We start from the raw sequence: 17,439 nt of genomic DNA, 5'->3' as shown, positions 1-17,439 counted from the left end.
TGGTATGCTGAACCCGTGAACCTGGACGCTCCCCGGGTCCTGGTCCTGAACGCCACCTACGAGGTGCTGGGCCTGGCCAGCATCAAGCGCAGCGTCCTCCTGGTCCTGGGCGGGGGGGCGGAGATGGTGGCGGAAAGCGGGCTTTACCTCCACACCCCCTCCACCCGCATCCCCGTGCCCAGCGTGATCCGCTTGAAGCGCCTGGTGCGCCGGGGGCCAAGCCGGGTACCCCTAAACCGCAGGAACGTCCTCCGGAGGGACCGGTACACCTGCCAGTACTGCGGCCGCCAGGGGGGGGACCTCACGGTGGACCACGTCCTCCCCAAAAGCCGGGGGGGGAAGAGCACCTGGGAAAACCTGGTGGCCGCCTGCCGGGCCTGCAACCTGAAAAAGGGGGACCGCACCCCCGAGGAGGCCGGCATGCGCCTTCTAAAGCCGCCTAGGGCGCCCAAAGCGCCCCTTTTTTTGGCCGACCTTAAGGAAATCCCCGAGGCCTGGCAGCCTTTCTTGCAGATGGCCTAGAGCCCTACTCCTTCCCCAGGGTGAGGAGGACGGCCAGGAGGACGAGCCCCGCCCCCAGGTAGGCCAGGGGGGCCAAAACCTCCCCGAAGAGCAGGTAGGCCGCCAGGTTGGCCACCACGGGCTCGAGGGTGGCCACCACGCTGGCCCGGGTGGCGGAGAGGCGCCTAAGCCCCGCGTAGTAGGCCAGGTAGGCCCCGTAGGTGGAGAAGACCCCCAAAAAGAGGAGGGCCCCAAGGGCCTTGGGGGAAAGGGCGGGCCAGTCCACGAAGGGCCAAAGCCCCAAAGCCCCCACGGGGAGGGCGTAGAGGAAGAGGGTGGGCGTGGCGTAACGGGGCAGGTAGACCTTGCCAAAGATGTAGTACAGGGCGTAGGTGAAGCCGGAAAGGAGGCCGAAGAAAAGGGCGAGGGCTCCCAGGCGCACCCCCTGGCCGCCCCCCAGGCCCATGAGGCCCACCCCGAGGAGGGTGAGGAGGACCGCAAGCGCCCCCCGGCGCCCCAAGGGCTCCTTTAGGAAAAGCCGGGCCATGAGGGCCACCCAGGCGGGGGCGGTGTAGAGGAGGACGGAGGCCAAGGCGGCCCCCCCGTAGCCCACGGCCAGCTGGTAGGCCCCATAGAAGAGGGAAACCCCCAAAAGCCCGAAGCCCAGGAGCACGGGAAGGTCCTTGGGGGCCACCCGGGTCTGGCCGAGAAGGGCCGCGTGCAGGGCGAAGAAGGCCCAGGCCACAAGGGCGCGGAAGAAGGCCACGGTGAGGGGGGTCACCCCTTCGGCGAAGGCCACCCGGCTCACCGGGCCCAGGAGGCCCCACAGGGAAGCGGCCAGGAGCAGGTAGAGGTAGCCCATGCTGAAAAGTGTATAATCCCCCCGGTGCCCGAAGGAGGCCTATCATGAGCGCACGAACCCTTTTCGCCCTGGTCTTCCTCCTCCTCCTCGGCCTTTTCAGCTGGCTCAACTGGGGGGAGATCACCCGCCCCACCGCCCTCTCCTTGGGCCTCACCCGGGTGGAGGCCCCCTTGGGGCTGGTGCTGGTGGTGGCCCTCTTCCTGGTGACCCTGCTTTACCTCCTCTTCACCATCGGCCTCGAGACCGCGGCCCTTCTGGAGGTGAAGCGCTACGCCCGGGAGCTCCTCCACTACAAGAAGCTGGCGGAGGAGGCCGAGGAAAGCCGCTACACCGAGCTTAAGCGCTACCTGGAGGCGGAGTTCGCCCGGCTAGGAGAGGCGGAAAAGGAGGAGATCCGGGCCCTGGAAGCCCGCCTGGTGGACATTCTGGAAAAGCACGGGAACACCCTAGCCGCCTACATCGGCGAGCTGGAAGACCAGCTTTTGAAGCTCCTGAAAAAAGAATAGGAAGCCCCGCCCGCGGGCGGGGCCTGGGGTCTTCTCGGGCTACTCCACCAGCTCCACCAGGGCCAAAGGCGCCGCGTCCCCCCGGCGGCGCTCCGCCAGCTTGAGGACCCGGGTGTAGCCCCCGGGGCGGTTCTGGTACTTGGGGGCGATCTCGTCAAAGAGCTTCCGCACCAGCTTCACGTCCTGCAGGTCCCTGAGAACCAGGCGACGGGCGTGCAGGTCGCCCCGCTTGGCCAGGTGGATGAGGTGGTCCACAAAGCCGGTGAGCTCCTTGGCCTTCGGAAGGGTGGTGGTGATGCGGCCGTGGGTCAGGAGGCTTTTGGCCTGGTTACGGAAAAGGGCCAGACGGTGGGCCGAGTGGCGGTTTAGTTTGCGGCCGGACTTGAGGTGGCGCATGCTCTCACTCCTTCAGGGTGAAGCCCCGCTTCTCCAGGGCCTCGCGGATCTCCTCCAGGCTCCTTTCCCCGATGCCGGGGATGTTCTTCAGGTCCTTGAGGTTCAGGGCCAGAAGGGCCCGCACGGACTCGATCCCCTCCTCCTTCAGGCTGTGGAGGACGCGGGTGGAAAGGCCGAGCTCCTCCAAGGGGAGGTCCAGCTCCTCCTCCTTCTCCTCGAGCTTGGGGGCGGGGGCCTCCTCGGGGAGGGCGGTGGTCTGGGGGTTGGCGAAGTAGGAGAGGTGCTCCTTCAGGATGTTCACCGCCTGCTCCAGGGCCTCCATGGGGGTGATGGACCCGTCAGTCCAGATGCGCAAGGTGAGCTTGTCCAGGTCCGTGCGCTGGCCCAGACGGGTGTCCTCCACCTGGAAGGCCACCCGGCGCACCGGGGAGAAGATGGCGTCCACGGGGATGGCGTTGATGCGGTCCTTGGTGTTGTGGCGCTCCGCGGGCACGTAGCCCACCCCCCGGTCCACCCGCACCTCCATGTGGAGCCTCCCCCCCGCCTCCAGGGTGGCGATGGGCAGGTCGGGGTTCAGGATCTCCACGTCCGCCTGGGGCACGAAGTCCGCCGCCCGCACCACCTTAGGCCCTTCCGCCTTGAGGAGGAGGGTGGCGGTCTGCATTTTGGGGTCCAGGAAGCGGACCACCAGCTCCTTGAGGTTCAGGATGATCTCCACCACGTCCTCCTTCACCCCGGGGATGGTGGAGAACTCGTGGAGGACGTCCTCAATGTAGACGCTGGTGACCGCGGTGCCCGGGATGGAGGAGAGGAGGATGCGCCTTAGGGGGTTCCCCAAGGTCACCCCGAAGCCCCGCTCCAGGGGCTCGAGGACGAACTCCCCGTACTCCCGCCCCTGGGTGCGCACGGTAAAGACCGGGGCTTTCAGCTTGCTCTCTAACATAGCCCTCCTTAGGCCTACCTGGAGTAGAACTCAATCACCAGCTGCTCGTTCACCGGCAGGGCCAGGTCCTCCCGGTCGGGGAGGCGGAGGAACTTGCCCTTCATGGCCTCCACGTCCAGGGAGAGCCAGGGCCCCACCTTGCGGCCCTTCATGGCCTCGAGGTTCTGGCGGATGAAGTCCAGGTTCCGGCTCCCCTCGGCGATGGCGATCTCGTCCCCCGGCTTCACGCGGTAGGCGGGCAGGTCCACCCGGCGGCCGTTCACGGTGATGTGCCCGTGGCGCACCATCTGCCGGGCCTGGCGGCGGCTTTGGGCGAAGCCCAGGCGGTAGACCACGTTGTCCAGCCGGGACTCCAAAAGCCCCAGGAAGACCGTGCCCGTGACGCCCTTCTTGCGGCTCGCCTCCTCAAAGAGGTTCCTGAACTGGGTTTCCGAGATGCCGTAGATGCGGCGGAGCTTCTGCTTCTCCCTCAGGCGCACCGCGTAGTCGGAGGGGCGGCGGGCCCGCTTCTGGCCGTGCTGGCCCGGGGGGTAGGGCCGGCGCTCCATGGCGCACTTGGGGCTGTAGCAGCGCTCCCCCTTCAGGTAAAGCTTCACACCTTCCCGGCGGCAAAGGCGGCAAACTGGTCCAATGTAACGACCCATCTTCTCCTCTCCTTACGAAGCCTTGCGGAACTTCTTCTTGGGACGGCAGCCGTTGTGGGGCACGGGGGTGTCGTCCACGATGGACTTCACCTGGAGGCCGGAGGCCTGGAGGGCGCGGATGGCCTGCTCCCGGCCCGCCCCGGTGCCGCGGACGATGACGTCCACGCTCTGCATGCCGTAGGCCATGGCCTTCTTGGCCGCGTCCATGGCCGCAAGCTGGGCGGCGTAGGGGGTCCCCTTGCGGGTGCCCTTGTAGCCGATCACCCCGCCCGAGGACCAGGTGATGGGGTTGCCGTCCGGGTCGGTGATGGTGACGATGGTGTTGTTGTAGGAGGCGTGGATGTAGGCTTTGCCGCTGGCGACTTGGCGCTTGACCTTCTTCTTGGTGACTTTCCTGGCCATACTCTCCCTCTACGGAGTATCCACTGGCCCAGCCTTACTTCCTGGGGGCCTTCTTCTTGCCGGCCACGGTCTTCCGGGGGCCCTTGCGGGTGCGAGCGTTGGTGCGGGTGCGCTGGCCCCTCACGGGAAGGCCCCGGCGGTGCCTCAGGCCCCGGTAGCAGCCGATGTCCATGAGCCGCTTGATGTTGGCGGCCACCTCCGCGCGGAGCTCACCCTCCAGCTTCCAGGTGTTCTCCACGTACTCCCGGAGGCGGACCACCTCGGCCTCGGTGAGGTCCTTGACCCGGGTGGCGGGGTTGATCCCCGTCTTCTCCAACGCCTCCTTGGCCCGCGCCGGCCCCACCCCGTAGATGTAGGTGAGGGCCACATCCACCCGCTTGTTCCTCGGAATCTCTACCCCTGCAATCCTCGCCACGCTCGCCTCCTTAGCCCTGACGCTGCTTGTGCTTAGGGTTCTCGCAGATCACGTACACCCGGCCGTGCCGGCGCACCACCTTGCACTTCTCGCACATCTTCTTGACCGAAGCCCGTACCTTCATCTTGCCTCCTACTTCCTGTAGACGATCCGCCCCCGGGTGGGGTCGTACGGCGTGATCTCCACCACCACGCGGTCCCCGGGCAGGATGCGGATGTAGTGCATGCGCATCTTGCCGGAGATGTAGGCCAGAATCTCCGGCCCCGAGTCCAGCTTCACGCGAAAGGTCGCGTTGGGAAGCGCCTCCGTAATCACGCCCTCCGCCCGTATGGTGTCCTTCTCCTTCGCCATACCCTACCTCGCCCGCACCAGGGGCTTCCCGGTGAGAAGCTCCGGGCCCTCCTCCGTCACCAAGACGGTGTTCTCGTAGTGGGCGGCGAGGTTGCCCTTACCGGCGCTCGCCGTCCAGCCATCTTCCAATATTACCACAGGGGCTGGCCTTAGGGTCACCATGGGCTCCAGGGCCAGGGTCATGCCGGGGCGGATCTTGGGGCCGGTGCCGGGTTTTCCGAAGTTGGGGAGCTTGGGGTCCTCGTGGATCTCCCGCCCCACCCCGTGGCCCACGAACTCCCGCACCACCCCGTAGCCCCGGGCTTCCAAAAAGGTCTGCACCGCGTGGCCCACGTCCCCGGTGCGGTAGCCCGGCCGGAGGTACTTAAACCCCTCCCAGAAGGCCTCCTCCGTGTCGCGGATGAGCCTTTCCGCCTCCGGGGAGACCCGCCCCACGGGGAAGGTGCGGGCCATGTCCGCGGCGAAGCCCCCGTAGATGAGGCCCACGTCCACGGAGAGGATGTCCCCCTCCTTCAGGGGCTCGTCGGAGGGGATGCCGTGGACCACCACCTCGTTCACCGAGGTGCACAAGGTGGCGGGGAAGCCGTAAAGCCCGAGGAAGGCCGGCTTGGCCTTGCGCCTTTTGATGGCCTCGTAGGCGATCCGGTCCAGCTCCTTGGTAGTGATGCCGGGCTCCACGTGGCGGCCCACCTCCTCCACCACCTCGGTGAGGAGGGCGCCCGCTTCCCGCATGCGCTCGATCTCCCAGGGGCTTTTCAGTTTGATGGCCATCAGATTCCCAGGGCGGCCCGGATGCGGGCGTAGACCTCATCGGGGGTCCCTAAGCCCTCCACCCGCCGGAGCACGCCCCGCTCCCCATAGTAGCGCACCAGCGGCTCGGTCTTCTCCCGGTAGACCTCGAGGCGGCGGCGGATGGTCTCCTCGTTGTCGTCCGCGCGGCCCTCGAGCTCCGCCCGCCTGAGCATGCGCTTGATAAGCTCCTCCTCCGGCACCTCCACCAGCACCACCCCAAGAAGCCTCATCCCCGTCTCCTTAAGGAGCTCGTCCAGGGCCTCGGCCTGGGGCAGGGTGCGGGGGAAGCCGTCCAGGATCACCCGCTCCGAGAGCTCCTCCCGGATGAGGTCCAGGATGAGGTCGTCGGGCACCAGGTCGCCCCGCTCCATGATGGGGCGCACCCGTTCCCCCAAAGGGGTCTTTCGGGCCACGTGGTCCCGGAGGAGGTCCCCCGTGGAGAGCTTCTTAAAGCCCAGCTCCTCGGAAAGCCTCGCCGCCTGGGTGCCCTTCCCCGCCCCCGGCGGCCCCAAGAAGATCACCGCTTCCCCCATGCTGCCTCCTAGCGGGTGCGGCCGCGGATGCGGCCCTTGGAGAGGAACCCCTCGTAGTTCCGGAGCATCAGCTGGCTTTCAATCTGCCTCAAGGTGTCCAGGGCCACGCCCACCACGATGAGGAGCCCTATCCCAGAGAAGGCGATGCTCTGGACCCCGGTGAGGTTCTGGATGATCTGGGGCAGGGCGGCCACCAGCCCCAAGAAGAGCGCCCCCCACAGGGTGAGGCGGGAGACGATGTGCTCCAGGAACTTCACCGTGGGCTCCCCCGGGCGGATGCCGGGGATGAAGCCCCCGTACTCCCGGAGGCTTTCCGCGATGCGCTTGGGGTCAAACTGCACCGCGGTGTACACGTAGGTGAAAAGGACGATGAGGACCACCTCGATGAGGAGGCCGGAGAGGCGGGTGGGGGTGAAGAAGTTGGCGATGGCCTGGAGGACGGGGTTGTCCTGGAAGGGGGCGGCGAGGAAGATGGGGATCTGCAGGATGGCCGCGGCGAAGACGATGGGGATGACCCCGGCGGCGTTCAGCTTGATGGGGATGTAGGTGGCCTGCCCCCCATACACCCGGCGGCCCACCACCTTGCGGGCGTACTGGACGGGGATGCGCCGTTCTGCCTGCTGCACCGCCACCATCCCGGCAAAGGCCAGGACGATGAAGGCCAGGAAGAAGAGGAAGGCCACCAGGTTCACCTCCCCGGTGCGGATGAGGCCCACGGTACGCAGGAGCTGGGGCAGCCAGTCCACCACGATGCCAGCGAAGATGATCATGCTGGTGCCGTTGCCGATGCCGTACTCCGTGATGCGCTCCGCCATCCAGAGGAGGAGGGCGATGCCCGCCACCTGGGTGACCACCACCACCATCCAGAAGAAGGGCCCCGGGGACCAGCCGGGCAAGAGGAACCGCCCCCCTTCGGCCCCCAGGAAGGCCGTGGCCAGGAAGAAGCCCTGGAAGGCCCCCAGAGCGATGCCGCCGATCCGGGTGTACTGGTTGATGACGCGGCGGCCCTCCTCCCCCTCCTTGGAGAGCTTCTCCAGGGCCGGGACCACCGTGACCAGAAGCTGCATGATGATGGCCGCGGTGATGTAGGGCATGATCCCCAAGGCGAAGATGGAGAAGCGCTCAAAGTTCCCGCCGGAGAAGAGGTTGATGATGCCGAACACCCCACCCTGGGTGGTGCGCAGGAACTCCTGGATCTTGTCCAGGTCCACCCCCGGGGTGGGGATAAAGGCCCCCAGGCGGTAGGCGGCCAGCACCAAGAGGGTGAAGAGGATGCGCTGGCGGAGCTCGGGGATCTGGAGGGCGCTCCGGAAGGCCTTCAGCATCTTAGGCCTCCAGAAGGACGGGCTCGCCGCCCGCGGCCTTCAGCTTTTCCAAGGCGCTCTTGGAGAAGGCGTGGGCCACCACCTTAAGGGGCTTGGCCTCCCCTTCCCCCAGGACCTTCAGCCGGTACCCCTTCTTGAGGAGGCCGGCCTGGACCAGAAGCTCCGGGGTCACCTCCCCCTCAAAGCGGGCCAGGTCCTTGAGGTTCACCCCCTGGTACTTGGGGCGCTTGATCTCCCCGGGCACCTGGCCCTGCATGCCCCGCTTGGGCAGGCGCATCAGGGTGGTGGAGCGCCCGCCCTCAAAGCGGCGGGGGTCCTTAAGCCCGCCGGAGCGGGACTTCTGGCCCTTGTGGCCCCGGGTGGCCGTCTTGCCGTGCCCGGAGCCCGGCCCCCGGCCCACGCGCTTGCGCTTTTTGTTGGCCCCTGGATTGGGCTTTAGATCCGTGAGCTTCATTCCAGCACCTCCACCTGGAGAAGGTGGCGGACCTTCTCCACGTTGCCCCGGACGGCGGGGGTATCCTCCAGCACCCGCTCCTTCTGCAGGCGGGTGAGCCCCAGGGCTTTAAGGGCCGCCTTCTGGTCCTTGGGGTAGCCGATGGGGCTTTTCACCAGCTTGACCTTGAGCCTGGGCATCACTCCTCCTTGCCCTTCCTGAGGCGGGCCACCTCGTCCTTGGTCTTAAGCTGGCGCAGGGCCTCGAGGGTGGCGTAGGCGATGTTGATGGGGTTGCGGCTCCCCAGCTCCTTGGTGAGGATGTCCGTCACCCCGGCAAGCTCCAGGATGGCCCGGGGCACGGCCCCCGCGATCACCCCGGTGCCGGGGGCCGCGGGCTTGAGGAGGATCTTGGAGGCCCCGTACTCCACCTCCACCTCGTGGGGGATGGTGCCGTTCAGAAGGGGCACCTCCACCATGTTGCGGCGGGCGTAGTACCCCGCCTTCTGCACCGCCAGGGGCACCTCCTTGGCCTTGCCCAGGCCCAGGCCCACCCGGCCCTGCCGGTCCCCCACCACCACCAGGGCGCCGAAGCGGAAGCGGCGGCCGCCCTGGTAGGTCTTGGCGGTGCGCCGCACCAGGATCATCTTCTCCTCAAAATCGGTCTCGGGCATGGTCCCTCCTTAGAACTCGAGGCCACCCTCCCGGGCCCCCTCGGCCAGGGCCTTCACCCGGCCGTGGTACTTGTAAGGCCCGCGGTCAAAGGCCACCTGCTTGATCCCCTTGGCCAAGGCCTTCTCCGCCAAGGCCCGCCCCACCTGCCGGGCCACCTCCGTCTTGTTGCCCTTCAGCTTCAGGGCCAGGCTGGAAGCGGCCACCAGGGTTTCGCCCTTCTCGTCGTCGATGATCTGGGCGTAGATGTGGTTGAGGCTGCGGAAAACGGAAAGCCTGAGACGCCCGGAGCGCTTGACGCGGTTGCGCACCCGGAACTTCCGACGCTCAAAAGCGGTTAGCCGTGCCATGCCTCCTCCTACTTCTTGGCCCCAGCCTTGCCGGGCTTGAGGCGGACGGGCTCGCCCGCGTAGTAGATGCCCTTCTCGTGGTAGGCGCTGGGCTTCTTGATGGCCCTCAGGTTGGCGGCCACCTGGCCCACCTTCTGCTTGTCAATCCCCAGGACCCGGATCTTGGTGGGCTCGGGCACCTCAAAGGTGATCCCCTCCGGGGGCTCCACCACCACCGGGTGGCTGTAGCCCACGGAAAGCTCCACCGCCCGCCCCACCAGCCGGGCCCGGTAGCCGATGCCCTTGATGAGGAGCTCCTTGGCGTACCCCTCGGCCACCCCCTTCACCGCGTTGGCGATGAGGGTGCGGGTGAGGCCGTGGAGGCTTCGATGGCGGCGGTCGTCCGAGGGGCGCTCCACCCGGACCACCCCGTCTTCCACCGTGATCTTCATCTCGGGGCTCACGGGCACGGAAAGCTCGCCCTTGGGCCCCTTCACCCTCACGAGCCCCGGGGTCACCTCCACGGTCACCCCCTTGGGCAAGGGAATGGGCATCTTGCCGATCCTAGACATCACCACACCTCGCAGATGAGCTCGCCGCCCACGCCGAGCTTCCTGGCCTCGCGGTCGGTGAGGACGCCCTTGGACGTGGAAAGGATGGCGATCCCCAAGCCCCGGCGCACCCGGGGGATCTCCTTCACCCCCACGTACACCCGCCGCCCGGGCCGACTGATGCGGCGGATGTGGTTGATGACCTGCTCGGGCCTGGGGTCGGGGCCCTGGCGCCGGGGACCGTACTTGAGGTGGATGCGCAAGACGGGCTTGCCGTCCACCTCCACCCGCTCGTACCCCTTGATGAAGCCCTCCCGCGCCAGGATCCTGAGGATCTCCTCCTTGAGGCGGGAGGCGGGCACCTCCGTGCTCTCCTTGTAGACCCGGGTGGCGTTCCGAATCCGGGTCAGCATGTCGGCGATGGGGTCCGTCAGCATTTCCTCTCTCCTTTTACCTCATGCCCTTAGGCCGTGCGGTCTCGAGGGAAACCCCCCGACCGGCCACCGCCCTACCAGCTGGCCTTCCTCACCCCGGGCAGCTGCCCCTTGTGCGCGAGCTCCCTCAGGCAAAGCCGGCAGATGCCGAAGTAGCGGTAAACGCTCCTGGCCCGCCCGCAGCGCACGCACCGGGTGTAGGCCCGCACCTTGAACTTAGGGGTCCTTTTGGCCTTCTCAATCAGCGCTTTTCTCGCCATCTCGCCCTCACTTGCGGAAGGGGAAGCCCAAAAGCTCCAACAGGGCCCGGGCCTCCTCGTCGGTCTTGGCGGTGGTGACCACCGCGATGTCCATCCCCCTCAGGGCATCCACCATGTCGTAGGTGATCTCGGGGAAGATGAGCTGCTCCCGGAGGCCCAGGTTGTAGTTCCCCCGGCCGTCAAAGCTATTCGGGTTCACGCCCCGGAAGTCGCGGATGCGGGGCAGGGCCACGTTGAGGAGCTTCTCCAGGAAGATCCACATCCGATCCCCCCGCAGGGTGACCCTAAGGCCGATGGGCATGCCCTTGCGGAGCTTGAAGTTGGAGATGGACTTCTTGGCCCGGGTGACGGCGGGCTTCTGGCCGGTGATGAGGGCCAGCTCCCGAGCCGCCTTCTCCAGGATGCGGGCGTCCTCCTTGGCCTCCCCCAGCCCCTGGTTCACCACCACCTTCTCCAGGCGGGGCACCTCCCAGATGTTCTGGTACCCGAAGCGGCGGATGAGCTCGGGCCGGACTTCCTCGTAGTACTTCTTCTTCAGGGCCACTTCCAGAGGCATCTCACTCCTCCACGTCTAGAACGCCGCCGCACTTGGCGCAGGCCCGCACCTTACGGCCGTCCTCCAGAACCTTCTTGCGCACCCGGGTGGGCTTGCCGCAGGAAGGGCAGATGGGCCGCACCTTGGAGGCGTGCAGGGGGGCCTCCTGCTCCACAAAGCCGCCCTGGGGGTGCTTGGGGCTGGGGCGCACCGCCTTCTTGACGATGTTCACCCCCTCCACGATGACCGCGTACTTCTTGGGCAGGACCTGCTTGACCTTACCGGTCCGCCCCTTGTACTTCCCGGAGGCCACCAAGACGGTGTCCCCCTTCTTCACGTGTAGCTTGGGCTGCATCAGAGCACCTCCGGCGCCAGGGAGACGATCTTCATGAAGCCCTTCTCCCTGAGCTCCCGGGCCACGGGGCCGAAGACCCGGGTTCCCCTGGGCTCCAGCTGGTTGTTGATGATCACCGCGGCGTTGTCGTCAAAGCGGATGGCGGAGCCGTCGGGGCGCTTGACCTCCTTCTTGGTGCGCACCACCACCGCCTTGACCACGTCCCCCTTCTTCACCGAAGCCCGGGGGATGGCCTCCTTGACGCTGGCCACGATGACGTCCCCCACGGTGGCGTACTTGGCGTTGCTCCCCTTGAGCACCCGGATGCACATGATCTTGCGGGCCCCGGTGTTGTCGGCCACCTCCAGGTAGGTCTGGGGCTGGATCATGCCTTACCTCCCCGCTTGGAAAGGCTCAGGTAGTTCTGGCGGCGGACCAGGTACTTCTCCACCAGGTCCATCCGGCCCTCCTCCACCCGGCGCAGGACCCGGAAGCGCTTGCGCTTGGAGATGGGGCGGGCCTCGATGATCTCCACCACGTCCCCCACCTTGTACTCGTCGTTGGGGTCGTGCGCCAGGTACTTTTTAGACCGCTTGATGACCTTGCCGTAAAGGGGGTGGGGGAACTGGCGCTCCACCAGGACCGCCACGGTCTTCTGCATCTTGTCGCTCACCACCACCCCGGTCAGCACCTTCTTAGGCATTCTGCCTCCTCTTCTCGTTCCAGACCGTGAGGAGCCGGGCGATCATCTTCCGCGTCTCCCGGATCTTGTGGTTCTGGGAGAGCTGGCCGATGGAGGCCTGGAAGCGGAGCTCCATGAGCTCCCGCTTCTTCTGCCGGATGAGCTTCTCCAGCTCCACCGGGGAGAGCTTGCGGGCCTCCTCCAGGGCCTTTTTGACCTCACTGAGCTTCATCGTAGGCGTCCCTCCGCACGATCTTGGTCTTGATGGGGAGCTTGTGGCCGGCGATGCGCAGGGCCTCGAGGGCCTGCTCCTCCGTGACCCCCGCCACCTCAAACATCACCCGGCCCGGCTTGACCACGGCCACGTACCCCTCCACGTTGCCCTTCCCCTTACCCATCCGCACCTCCAGGGGCTTCTTGGTGTAGGGCTTGTCGGGGAAGATGCGGATGAAGATCTTCCCGCCGCGCCGGAAGTGGCGCACCATGGCCACACGGGCGGCCTCGATCTGCTGGGAGGTGATCCAGGCGGGCTCGAGGGCCACGAGGCCATAGTCCCCGAAGGCCACGTAGTCCCCACCCTTGGCGGCCCCCCGCATGCGGCCGCGGTGCTGCTTCCGGTACTTCATGCGCCTGGGCATCAGCATGGCCTACTCCTCCTTCTTCACGCGCACGGCCGGGCGGCGGCGGCGGGGCCGCTCCTCCCCTTTCGGGGCCTCGGGGCGGGCCTTGGACTTCTGGCCGCCGATCACCTCGCCCAGGAAGACGTACGCCTTAACCCCCAGCACCCCATAGGTGGTGCGGGCCAGGGCAAAGCCGTAGTCTATGTTAGCACGCAGGGTGTGAAGGGGCACCCGGCCCTCCGCGGCCCACTCGGTGCGGGCCTGCTCCGCCCCGCCGATGCGGCCCGAAACGATGACCTTGGCCCCCTTGGCCCCGGACTCCATGACCCGCTGCACCGCCTGCTTGATGGCCCGGCGCACGGCGAAGCGCCTTTCGATCTGCTCCGCCACCCGCTGGGCCACCAGGGGCGCGGAGAGGTTGGGGTTGTGGATCTCCTGGACGTTCAGGGCCACGTTCTTCCCGGTGAGCTTGGAGAGCTGGTCGCGGAGGACCTTGATCTTCTCCCCCCCCCGGCCGATGACCACGCCGGGCTTGGCCACGTGCACGGTCACGGCCACGTTGTCCGCCGCCCGCTCGATGTCAATCCGGGCCAGCCCCGCGGGGTAGAGCTCCTTGGTGAGGAACTCGCGGATGTTCTGGTCCTCCACCAGAAGGTGGCGGTACTGCCTCTTGCCCGCGTACCAGCGGGACTCCCAGTCCCGGGTGATGCCGAGCCGAAAACCGATGGGGTGGATTTTATTTCCCATGCTTCTCCCCCAGGATGATGGTGATGTGGCTGGTCTTCTTCTTGATGATGTCCGCCCGGCCCCGGGCCCGGGGCAGAACCCGCTTGAGGGCGGGGCCCTCGTCCACGAAGGCCGCCTTCACGTAGAGGCGGTCCTCCAGCATGTCGTGGTTGTTCACGGCGTTGGCGGCGGCGGACTCCAGCACCTTGGCCACGTGGTAGGCCCCCCGCTTGGGGGTGTAGCGCAGGAGGGCGCGGGCCTCCTCGAGGCTCTTCCCCCGGATCAGGTCCACCACCAGCCGGACCTTCCTGGGGGCGATGCGCACGTATCGGGCAATGGCTTTCGCTTCCATGGCTACTTCTTCTTGGTGGCCTTGGCCTCTTTGCCGTGCCCCCGGTAGGTGCGGGTGGGGGCGAACTCACCCAGCTTGTGGCCCACCATGTTCTCCGTGATGTAGACGGGCACGTGCTGCTTGCCGTTGTAGACGGCAATGGTGTGGCCGACCATCTCCGGGACGATGGTGGAGCGGCGGCTCCAGGTCTTGATGAGCCGCTTCTCGCCCTTGGCGTTCAGCTCCAGCACCTTCTCCAGGAGGTGGTCATCTACGAAGACGCCTTTCTTCAAGCTACGCGGCATACCTCACCTCACTTCTTGCGCCGGGCGATGATGAAGCGGCTGGAGGGCTTGCGGCGCTTCCTGGTCTTAAGCCCCTTGGTCTGCCAGCCCCAGGGGGAAGCGGGGGGACGGCCCCGGGGGGCCCGGCCCTCACCACCGCCGTGGGGGTGGTCCACCGGGTTCATGGCCGCACCGCGCACGTGGGGCTTGCGCCCAAGCCAGCGGGTGCGCCCGGCCTTGCCCAGGACGATGTTCTTGTGGTCCGCGTTGCCCACCGCCCCCACGGTGGCGTAGCACTCCCCGTGGACCTTGCGGAGCTCCCCAGAAGGCAGGCGCAGGATCACGTAGTCCCCCTCCCGGCCCTGGATCTGGGTGCTGGTCCCCGCGGAGCGGGCGAGCTTGGCCCCCTTCTTGGGCTCCAGCTCCACCGCGTGCACCACGGTGCCCACGGGGATGAAGCGCAAGGGGAGGGCGTTGCCCACGGCGATGGGGGCATCGGGCCCGCTCAGAACCTGCTGGCCCACCTGCAGGCCCTCGGGGGCGATGATGTAGCGCTTCTCCCCATCGGCGTAGTGGAGGAGGGCGATGCGGGCGGAGCGGTTGGGGTCGTACTCTATGGCCGCCACCTTGGCGGGGATGCCCGCCTTGTCCCAGCGCTTGAAGTCGATGATGCGGTAAAGCCTTTTGTGCCCGCCCCCACGGAAGCGCACGGTGATGCGGCCCTGGTTGTTCCGCCCACCCGTCTTCTTCAGGGGCTTGACCAGGGACTTCTCCGGCTCGGTCTTGGTGATCTCGGAGAAGTCCGCCACCGTCATGAAGCGGCGGCTCGGCGTGTAGGGTTTGAACTTCTTGATCCCCATTGGGTTTCCTCCCTCCGGATCGGGGCCCGGGCTCCCCTCCCGGATGGTCTTTTAGATGAGGCCCTCCAAGGCCTCGATCTTCTGCCCGGGGGCCACCTGCACGATGGCCTTCTTGCGGTCGGGGCGCCGGCCCATGTAGCGGCCCAGGCGCTTCTTCTTCCCCCGCACCTTGAGGGTGTTCACCCCCACCACCTTGACCTTAAAGGCCTCCTCCACCGCGTTCTTGATCTCCGTCTTGGTGGCCTTGGGGTGGACCCAGAAGGTGTACTTGCCCTCGGCGAAGCCGGCGTAGGCCTTCTCCGAGAGCACGGGGGCCAGGATCACATCGTACGCGGTCTTCATGCCTCACCCCCCAGGCGGGCCTGGAAGGCCTGCCAGGCCGCAAGGTCCATGACCAGGCGCTCGGTGCGCAGGATGTCGTACACGTTCAGGCCCTCCGGGGCCAGGGTGACCACCCAGGGCAGGTTGCGGGCCGCCCGGCGGACCCGTTCGTCTTGGGCCACCAGGAGCACCGTCTCCTCCCCGTTAAGCCCGGCTCCCTTGGCCCAGGCCAAAAACTCCTTGGTCCGGCCGTTCACCCCAGCGAAGTCCTCCACCAGGAGGAGCTTCCCCTCGCGGGCCCGGTCGGCCACGGCCATGGCCAGGCCCGCCTTCCGCACCTTCTTGGGCAGGGTGTAGCTGTAGTCCCGGGGTTTGGGCCCAAAGACCGTCCCGCCGCCCACGAAGATGGGCGCGCCGATGTCCCCGTGCCGGGCACGGCCGGTGTGCTTCTGGGGATAGATCTTGCGGCTGGAGTAGGCCACCTCCCCCCGGGTCTTGGTGCTGGCCGTGCCCCGGCGGCGGCTCGCCAGCTGCCAGCGCACCACCTCCCAAAGCAGGTGGGGGTTGATCTCCGCCGGCAGCTCGGCGGAAAGCTCCCGGGTGCCGGAAGAGGAGAGCACAGGAATCTGGTACACCATGTCCTCCTTCACCTTTACTTGGCCACCTTCTTGGTCTCGCGCACGATGAGGAGGCCTCCGTTGGGCCCGGGCACCGCGCCCTTGACCAGAAGGAGGTTCTCCTCGGGGATGACGTCCACCACCTCGAGGTTCACCACCGTAACCCGCTCCGCCCCGTAGCGGCCCGCCATGCGCTTGCCCTTGTACACCCGGCCCGGGGTCTTGCGGTTGCCGATGGAGCCGGGGTGGCGGTGGATCTTGTGGGCGCCGTGGGAATCGGGCCCGCCCGCGAAGTTCCAGCGCTTCATCACGCCCGCGGTGCCCCGCCCCTTGGAGGTGCCGGTGATGTCCACCCGCTCCCCAGGCTGGAAGATGTCCACGGTCACCACGTCCTTCTCGGGGCTGAAGTCCCGGATCTCCCTAAGGATGCGCACCGGCTCCACCCCCGCCTTGGCGAAGTGGCCCTTCATGGGACGGTTGACCCGCTTGGGGTTCTGGGGCAGAAAGCCCAGCTGGACCGCGGTGTAGCCGTCCTTCTCGGGGGTGCGGCGCTGGACCACCGGGCAGGGCCCCGCCAGGATGACGGTGACGGGGATGGCCCGGTCGTCTTTGTAGATGCGGGTCATGCCCACCTTGGTGCCCAGGATGCCCTTCACTTGCCACCTCCCACGGTCTTGATCTCGATCTCCACCCCGGTGGGAAGGTCCAGGGACATGAGGCTTTCGATGGTCTTGCGGTTGGGGTTGATGATGTCCACCAGACGGTTGTGGGTGCGGAGCTCAAAGTGCTCCCGGGAGTCCTTGTGCTTGAAAGGCCCCCGGATCACGGTGAAGCGGCGCACCCGGGTGGGCAAGGGAACGGGGCCGGAGACCTGGGCCCCGGAACGCCGGGCGGCCTCCACGATCTTCTGGGCCGAGGCGTCCAGGGTCTTGTGGTCAAAGCCCCGCAGCTTGATTCGGATCTTGGGCATGCCTCACCTCACTCCAGGATCTTGGTGACCACGCCGGCGCCCACGGTCCGCCCACCCTCCCGGATGGCAAACCGCAAGCCCTCCTCCAACGCCACCGGCTTGATCAGCTCCACCGTAAACGTCACGTTGTCCCCAGGCATCACCATCTCCACCCCCTGGGGCAACTCCACCACCCCCGTCACATCCGTCGTCCGAAAGTAAAACTGCGGACGGTACCCCGAAAAAAACCCCGTGTGCCGCCCGCCCTCCTCCTTCTTCAAGATGTACACCGACGCCTCAAACTTCGTGTGCGGAGTAATGCTCCCAGGCTTCGCCAACACCTGGCCCCGCTCCACCTCCTCCCGGCTTACCCCACGCAACAACAACCCCACATTGTCCCCAGCCAGCCCCTCCTGCAGCGTCTTACGGTGCATCTCCACCCCAGTCACCACCGTCCTCCGCGTCTCAGGAGCCAGCCCCACAATCTCCACCTCGTCCCCAACCTTCACCTTCCCCCGCTCAATCCGGCCCGTGGCCACCGTCCCACGACCCGTGATCGTAAATACGTCCTCCACCGGCATCAAGAACGGCTTGTCCACGTCCCGCACCGGCGTGGGAATGTACTCGTCAATCGCGTCCAACANCTCCCAAATCCGNTCCACCCACTCGTTCTCCCCACGCTTCGTCTGGGGGTTCTTGTGCATCTGCTCCAGCGCTAAAAGCGCACTCCCACGGATCACCGGAACCTCGTCCCCAGGAAACTCGTACTGGTTCAGAAGGTCCCGCACCTCCATCTCCACCAGGTCCAAAAGCTCCGGGTCGTCCACCATGT

Annotated in this window: 35 protein-coding genes; 2 read left to right on the top strand and 33 right to left on the bottom strand. The window is 66.9% G+C overall.

The genetic code is table 11. The features are described from left to right. Nucleotides 1-15 precede the first annotated feature (15 nt). Nucleotides 16-522, top strand: coding sequence for an HNH endonuclease (locus B043_RS0100175; protein WP_016328582.1), 507 nt, complete (start codon nt 16-18; stop codon nt 520-522). A 4-nt stretch (nt 523-526) separates the two neighbouring features. Here the strand turns inward: B043_RS0100175 and B043_RS0100170 are convergent, their stop codons facing one another. Then, nucleotides 527-1,363 (bottom strand): DMT family transporter, encoded by an 837-nt coding sequence (locus B043_RS0100170; protein WP_016328581.1) that lies wholly within the window; start codon nt 1,361-1,363, stop codon nt 527-529. A gap of 44 nt (nt 1,364-1,407) precedes the next feature. Between B043_RS0100170 and B043_RS0100165 the strand changes: the two genes are divergently transcribed. After that, the gene (locus B043_RS0100165; RefSeq protein WP_016328580.1) at nt 1,408-1,869 is read left to right on the top strand and encodes a hypothetical protein; all 462 of its coding nucleotides are present in this window, start codon (nt 1,408-1,410) and stop codon (nt 1,867-1,869) included. Nucleotides 1,870-1,908: 39 nt separating this feature from the next. On the opposite strand, the gene rplQ is transcribed toward B043_RS0100165, so the two are convergent. The 32 genes from rplQ to B043_RS0100005 form a co-directional block, all read right to left on the bottom strand. After that, nucleotides 1,909-2,265, bottom strand: coding sequence for a 50S ribosomal protein L17 (gene rplQ, locus B043_RS0100160; RefSeq protein WP_016328579.1), 357 nt, complete (start codon nt 2,263-2,265; stop codon nt 1,909-1,911). A gap of 4 nt (nt 2,266-2,269) precedes the next feature. Next, nucleotides 2,270-3,208, bottom strand: a complete 939-nt coding sequence (locus B043_RS0100155) for a DNA-directed RNA polymerase subunit alpha (RefSeq protein WP_016328578.1) — start codon at nt 3,206-3,208, stop codon at nt 2,270-2,272. 14 nt (nt 3,209-3,222) lie between these two features. Then, the gene (gene rpsD, locus B043_RS0100150; RefSeq protein ID WP_016328577.1) at nt 3,223-3,852 is read right to left on the bottom strand and encodes a 30S ribosomal protein S4; all 630 of its coding nucleotides are present in this window, start codon (nt 3,850-3,852) and stop codon (nt 3,223-3,225) included. A gap of 12 nt (nt 3,853-3,864) precedes the next feature. Then, nucleotides 3,865-4,254, bottom strand: a complete 390-nt coding sequence (rpsK, locus tag B043_RS0100145) for a 30S ribosomal protein S11 (protein WP_016328576.1) — start codon at nt 4,252-4,254, stop codon at nt 3,865-3,867. 34 nt (nt 4,255-4,288) lie between these two features. Continuing rightward, nucleotides 4,289-4,669, bottom strand: a complete 381-nt coding sequence (gene rpsM, locus B043_RS0100140) for a 30S ribosomal protein S13 (RefSeq protein WP_015718087.1) — start codon at nt 4,667-4,669, stop codon at nt 4,289-4,291. A gap of 10 nt (nt 4,670-4,679) precedes the next feature. Then, on the bottom strand, nt 4,680-4,793 hold the full coding sequence (rpmJ, locus tag B043_RS0100135; RefSeq protein ID WP_014514895.1) for a 50S ribosomal protein L36: 114 nt from the start codon (nt 4,791-4,793) through the stop codon (nt 4,680-4,682). Between the two features lie 8 nt (nt 4,794-4,801). Then, nucleotides 4,802-5,020: a translation initiation factor IF-1 gene (gene infA, locus B043_RS0100130; RefSeq protein WP_016328575.1), complete on the bottom strand. Its 219-nt coding sequence runs from the start codon at nt 5,018-5,020 to the stop codon at nt 4,802-4,804. A gap of 3 nt (nt 5,021-5,023) precedes the next feature. After that, on the bottom strand, nt 5,024-5,791 hold the full coding sequence (map, locus tag B043_RS0100125) for a type I methionyl aminopeptidase (RefSeq protein WP_016328574.1): 768 nt from the start codon (nt 5,789-5,791) through the stop codon (nt 5,024-5,026). Continuing rightward, nucleotides 5,791-6,345 carry an adenylate kinase gene (locus tag B043_RS0100120; RefSeq protein ID WP_016328573.1) on the bottom strand — a complete coding sequence of 185 codons (555 nt, stop codon included), beginning with the start codon at nt 6,343-6,345 and terminating at the stop codon, nt 5,791-5,793. The genes map and B043_RS0100120 overlap by 1 nt, the downstream gene beginning before the upstream one ends. An 8-nt stretch (nt 6,346-6,353) precedes the next feature. After that, nucleotides 6,354-7,670: a preprotein translocase subunit SecY gene (secY, locus tag B043_RS0100115; protein ID WP_016328572.1), complete on the bottom strand. Its 1,317-nt coding sequence runs from the start codon at nt 7,668-7,670 to the stop codon at nt 6,354-6,356. A 1-nt stretch (nt 7,671) separates the two neighbouring features. Beyond that, a complete protein-coding gene (gene rplO / locus B043_RS0100110; RefSeq protein WP_016328571.1) occupies nt 7,672-8,124 on the bottom strand; it encodes a 50S ribosomal protein L15 in 453 nt (150 codons plus the stop codon). Continuing rightward, nucleotides 8,121-8,303, bottom strand: a complete 183-nt coding sequence (rpmD, locus tag B043_RS0100105) for a 50S ribosomal protein L30 (RefSeq protein ID WP_016328570.1) — start codon at nt 8,301-8,303, stop codon at nt 8,121-8,123. The genes rplO and rpmD overlap by 4 nt, the downstream gene beginning before the upstream one ends. Continuing rightward, nucleotides 8,303-8,776, bottom strand: a complete 474-nt coding sequence (rpsE, locus tag B043_RS0100100; protein WP_016328569.1) for a 30S ribosomal protein S5 — start codon at nt 8,774-8,776, stop codon at nt 8,303-8,305. Before rpsE ends, rpmD begins: the two co-directional genes overlap by 1 nt. 9 nt (nt 8,777-8,785) lie before the next feature. After that, the gene (gene rplR, locus B043_RS0100095) at nt 8,786-9,124 is read right to left on the bottom strand and encodes a 50S ribosomal protein L18 (RefSeq protein ID WP_016328568.1); all 339 of its coding nucleotides are present in this window, start codon (nt 9,122-9,124) and stop codon (nt 8,786-8,788) included. 8 nt (nt 9,125-9,132) lie between these two features. Continuing rightward, entirely contained in the window at nt 9,133-9,675 is a 543-nt protein-coding gene (rplF, locus tag B043_RS0100090; protein ID WP_016328567.1) for a 50S ribosomal protein L6, read from the bottom strand. Then, on the bottom strand, nt 9,675-10,091 hold the full coding sequence (gene rpsH / locus B043_RS0100085; protein WP_016328566.1) for a 30S ribosomal protein S8: 417 nt from the start codon (nt 10,089-10,091) through the stop codon (nt 9,675-9,677). The genes rplF and rpsH overlap by 1 nt, the downstream gene beginning before the upstream one ends. A gap of 71 nt (nt 10,092-10,162) precedes the next feature. Next, nucleotides 10,163-10,348, bottom strand: a complete 186-nt coding sequence (locus B043_RS0100080) for a type Z 30S ribosomal protein S14 (RefSeq protein WP_016328565.1) — start codon at nt 10,346-10,348, stop codon at nt 10,163-10,165. Between the two features lie 7 nt (nt 10,349-10,355). Further along, a complete protein-coding gene (gene rplE, locus B043_RS0100075) occupies nt 10,356-10,904 on the bottom strand; it encodes a 50S ribosomal protein L5 (protein ID WP_016328564.1) in 549 nt (182 codons plus the stop codon). A 1-nt stretch (nt 10,905) separates the two neighbouring features. Next, nucleotides 10,906-11,238, bottom strand: coding sequence for a 50S ribosomal protein L24 (rplX, locus tag B043_RS0100070; protein WP_016328563.1), 333 nt, complete (start codon nt 11,236-11,238; stop codon nt 10,906-10,908). Further along, entirely contained in the window at nt 11,238-11,606 is a 369-nt protein-coding gene (rplN, locus tag B043_RS0100065; RefSeq protein ID WP_016328562.1) for a 50S ribosomal protein L14, read from the bottom strand. The genes rplX and rplN overlap by 1 nt, the downstream gene beginning before the upstream one ends. Continuing rightward, nucleotides 11,603-11,920 (bottom strand): 30S ribosomal protein S17, encoded by a 318-nt coding sequence (gene rpsQ, locus B043_RS0100060; protein ID WP_016328561.1) that lies wholly within the window; start codon nt 11,918-11,920, stop codon nt 11,603-11,605. The genes rplN and rpsQ overlap by 4 nt, the downstream gene beginning before the upstream one ends. Further along, nucleotides 11,913-12,131, bottom strand: coding sequence for a 50S ribosomal protein L29 (gene rpmC, locus B043_RS0100055; RefSeq protein ID WP_016328560.1), 219 nt, complete (start codon nt 12,129-12,131; stop codon nt 11,913-11,915). The genes rpsQ and rpmC overlap by 8 nt, the downstream gene beginning before the upstream one ends. After that, on the bottom strand, nt 12,118-12,543 hold the full coding sequence (gene rplP / locus B043_RS0100050) for a 50S ribosomal protein L16 (protein ID WP_016328559.1): 426 nt from the start codon (nt 12,541-12,543) through the stop codon (nt 12,118-12,120). The genes rpmC and rplP overlap by 14 nt, the downstream gene beginning before the upstream one ends. Nucleotides 12,544-12,546: 3 nt before the next feature. Further along, nucleotides 12,547-13,266: a 30S ribosomal protein S3 gene (rpsC, locus tag B043_RS0100045; RefSeq protein ID WP_018460491.1), complete on the bottom strand. Its 720-nt coding sequence runs from the start codon at nt 13,264-13,266 to the stop codon at nt 12,547-12,549. Next, nucleotides 13,256-13,597, bottom strand: a complete 342-nt coding sequence (gene rplV / locus B043_RS0100040) for a 50S ribosomal protein L22 (RefSeq protein ID WP_016328557.1) — start codon at nt 13,595-13,597, stop codon at nt 13,256-13,258. Before rplV ends, rpsC begins: the two co-directional genes overlap by 11 nt. A gap of 2 nt (nt 13,598-13,599) precedes the next feature. Then, complete coding sequence (gene rpsS, locus B043_RS0100035; protein ID WP_011173711.1) at nt 13,600-13,881, bottom strand: 30S ribosomal protein S19; 282 nt, start codon at nt 13,879-13,881, stop codon at nt 13,600-13,602. An 8-nt stretch (nt 13,882-13,889) separates the two neighbouring features. Further along, a complete protein-coding gene (gene rplB / locus B043_RS0100030; RefSeq protein ID WP_018460490.1) occupies nt 13,890-14,720 on the bottom strand; it encodes a 50S ribosomal protein L2 in 831 nt (276 codons plus the stop codon). Nucleotides 14,721-14,771: 51 nt separating this feature from the next. Further along, a complete protein-coding gene (locus tag B043_RS0100025; protein ID WP_016328555.1) occupies nt 14,772-15,062 on the bottom strand; it encodes a 50S ribosomal protein L23 in 291 nt (96 codons plus the stop codon). Continuing rightward, nucleotides 15,059-15,679, bottom strand: coding sequence for a 50S ribosomal protein L4 (rplD, locus tag B043_RS0100020; RefSeq protein WP_016328554.1), 621 nt, complete (start codon nt 15,677-15,679; stop codon nt 15,059-15,061). The genes B043_RS0100025 and rplD overlap by 4 nt, the downstream gene beginning before the upstream one ends. Before the next feature lie 14 nt (nt 15,680-15,693). Beyond that, on the bottom strand, nt 15,694-16,314 hold the full coding sequence (gene rplC, locus B043_RS0100015; protein WP_016328553.1) for a 50S ribosomal protein L3: 621 nt from the start codon (nt 16,312-16,314) through the stop codon (nt 15,694-15,696). Next, nucleotides 16,311-16,628, bottom strand: coding sequence for a 30S ribosomal protein S10 (gene rpsJ, locus B043_RS0100010; protein ID WP_016328552.1), 318 nt, complete (start codon nt 16,626-16,628; stop codon nt 16,311-16,313). The genes rplC and rpsJ overlap by 4 nt, the downstream gene beginning before the upstream one ends. A gap of 8 nt (nt 16,629-16,636) precedes the next feature. Further along, the coding region (locus tag B043_RS0100005) for an EF-Tu C-terminal domain-related protein (RefSeq protein WP_018460488.1) at nt 16,637-17,439 on the bottom strand (803 nt) is incomplete at its 5' end.

This window comes from Thermus oshimai DSM 12092, from assembly GCF_000373145.1.
In the GTDB taxonomy this organism is placed as follows: Bacteria; Deinococcota; Deinococci; order Deinococcales; family Thermaceae; genus Thermus; species Thermus oshimai.
This window is presented reverse-complemented; position numbering and strand designations above follow the sequence as displayed.

Excerpts from the sequence above, each read along its gene's own strand:
- B043_RS0100170 (WP_016328581.1), bottom strand. The coding sequence starts at position 1,363 with ATGGGCTACCTCTACCTGCTCCTGGCCGCTTCCCTGTGGGGCCTCCTG.
- B043_RS0100165 (WP_016328580.1), top strand. The coding sequence starts at position 1,408 with ATGAGCGCACGAACCCTTTTCGCCCTGGTCTTCCTCCTCCTCCTCGGC.
- rplQ (WP_016328579.1), bottom strand. The coding sequence starts at position 2,265 with ATGCGCCACCTCAAGTCCGGCCGCAAACTAAACCGCCACTCGGCCCAC.
- B043_RS0100155 (WP_016328578.1), bottom strand. The coding sequence starts at position 3,208 with ATGTTAGAGAGCAAGCTGAAAGCCCCGGTCTTTACCGTGCGCACCCAG.
- rpsD (WP_016328577.1), bottom strand. The coding sequence starts at position 3,852 with ATGGGTCGTTACATTGGACCAGTTTGCCGCCTTTGCCGCCGGGAAGGT.
- rpsK (WP_016328576.1), bottom strand. The coding sequence starts at position 4,254 with ATGGCCAGGAAAGTCACCAAGAAGAAGGTCAAGCGCCAAGTCGCCAGC.
- rpmJ (WP_014514895.1), bottom strand. The coding sequence starts at position 4,793 with ATGAAGGTACGGGCTTCGGTCAAGAAGATGTGCGAGAAGTGCAAGGTG.
- infA (WP_016328575.1), bottom strand. The coding sequence starts at position 5,020 with ATGGCGAAGGAGAAGGACACCATACGGGCGGAGGGCGTGATTACGGAG.
- map (WP_016328574.1), bottom strand. The coding sequence starts at position 5,791 with ATGGCCATCAAACTGAAAAGCCCCTGGGAGATCGAGCGCATGCGGGAA.
- B043_RS0100120 (WP_016328573.1), bottom strand. The coding sequence starts at position 6,345 with ATGGGGGAAGCGGTGATCTTCTTGGGGCCGCCGGGGGCGGGGAAGGGC.
- secY (WP_016328572.1), bottom strand. The coding sequence starts at position 7,670 with ATGCTGAAGGCCTTCCGGAGCGCCCTCCAGATCCCCGAGCTCCGCCAG.
- rplO (WP_016328571.1), bottom strand. The coding sequence starts at position 8,124 with ATGAAGCTCACGGATCTAAAGCCCAATCCAGGGGCCAACAAAAAGCGC.
- rpmD (WP_016328570.1), bottom strand. The coding sequence starts at position 8,303 with ATGCCCAGGCTCAAGGTCAAGCTGGTGAAAAGCCCCATCGGCTACCCC.
- rpsE (WP_016328569.1), bottom strand. The coding sequence starts at position 8,776 with ATGCCCGAGACCGATTTTGAGGAGAAGATGATCCTGGTGCGGCGCACC.
- rplR (WP_016328568.1), bottom strand. The coding sequence starts at position 9,124 with ATGGCACGGCTAACCGCTTTTGAGCGTCGGAAGTTCCGGGTGCGCAAC.
- rplF (WP_016328567.1), bottom strand. The coding sequence starts at position 9,675 with ATGTCTAGGATCGGCAAGATGCCCATTCCCTTGCCCAAGGGGGTGACC.
- rpsH (WP_016328566.1), bottom strand. The coding sequence starts at position 10,091 with ATGCTGACGGACCCCATCGCCGACATGCTGACCCGGATTCGGAACGCC.
- B043_RS0100080 (WP_016328565.1), bottom strand. The coding sequence starts at position 10,348 with ATGGCGAGAAAAGCGCTGATTGAGAAGGCCAAAAGGACCCCTAAGTTC.
- rplE (WP_016328564.1), bottom strand. The coding sequence starts at position 10,904 with ATGCCTCTGGAAGTGGCCCTGAAGAAGAAGTACTACGAGGAAGTCCGG.
- rplX (WP_016328563.1), bottom strand. The coding sequence starts at position 11,238 with ATGCAGCCCAAGCTACACGTGAAGAAGGGGGACACCGTCTTGGTGGCC.
- rplN (WP_016328562.1), bottom strand. The coding sequence starts at position 11,606 with ATGATCCAGCCCCAGACCTACCTGGAGGTGGCCGACAACACCGGGGCC.
- rpsQ (WP_016328561.1), bottom strand. The coding sequence starts at position 11,920 with ATGCCTAAGAAGGTGCTGACCGGGGTGGTGGTGAGCGACAAGATGCAG.
- rpmC (WP_016328560.1), bottom strand. The coding sequence starts at position 12,131 with ATGAAGCTCAGTGAGGTCAAAAAGGCCCTGGAGGAGGCCCGCAAGCTC.
- rplP (WP_016328559.1), bottom strand. The coding sequence starts at position 12,543 with ATGCTGATGCCCAGGCGCATGAAGTACCGGAAGCAGCACCGCGGCCGC.
- rpsC (WP_018460491.1), bottom strand. The coding sequence starts at position 13,266 with ATGGGAAATAAAATCCACCCCATCGGTTTTCGGCTCGGCATCACCCGG.
- rplV (WP_016328557.1), bottom strand. The coding sequence starts at position 13,597 with ATGGAAGCGAAAGCCATTGCCCGATACGTGCGCATCGCCCCCAGGAAG.
- rpsS (WP_011173711.1), bottom strand. The coding sequence starts at position 13,881 with ATGCCGCGTAGCTTGAAGAAAGGCGTCTTCGTAGATGACCACCTCCTG.
- rplB (WP_018460490.1), bottom strand. The coding sequence starts at position 14,720 with ATGGGGATCAAGAAGTTCAAACCCTACACGCCGAGCCGCCGCTTCATG.
- B043_RS0100025 (WP_016328555.1), bottom strand. The coding sequence starts at position 15,062 with ATGAAGACCGCGTACGATGTGATCCTGGCCCCCGTGCTCTCGGAGAAG.
- rplD (WP_016328554.1), bottom strand. The coding sequence starts at position 15,679 with ATGGTGTACCAGATTCCTGTGCTCTCCTCTTCCGGCACCCGGGAGCTT.
- rpsJ (WP_016328552.1), bottom strand. The coding sequence starts at position 16,628 with ATGCCCAAGATCCGAATCAAGCTGCGGGGCTTTGACCACAAGACCCTG.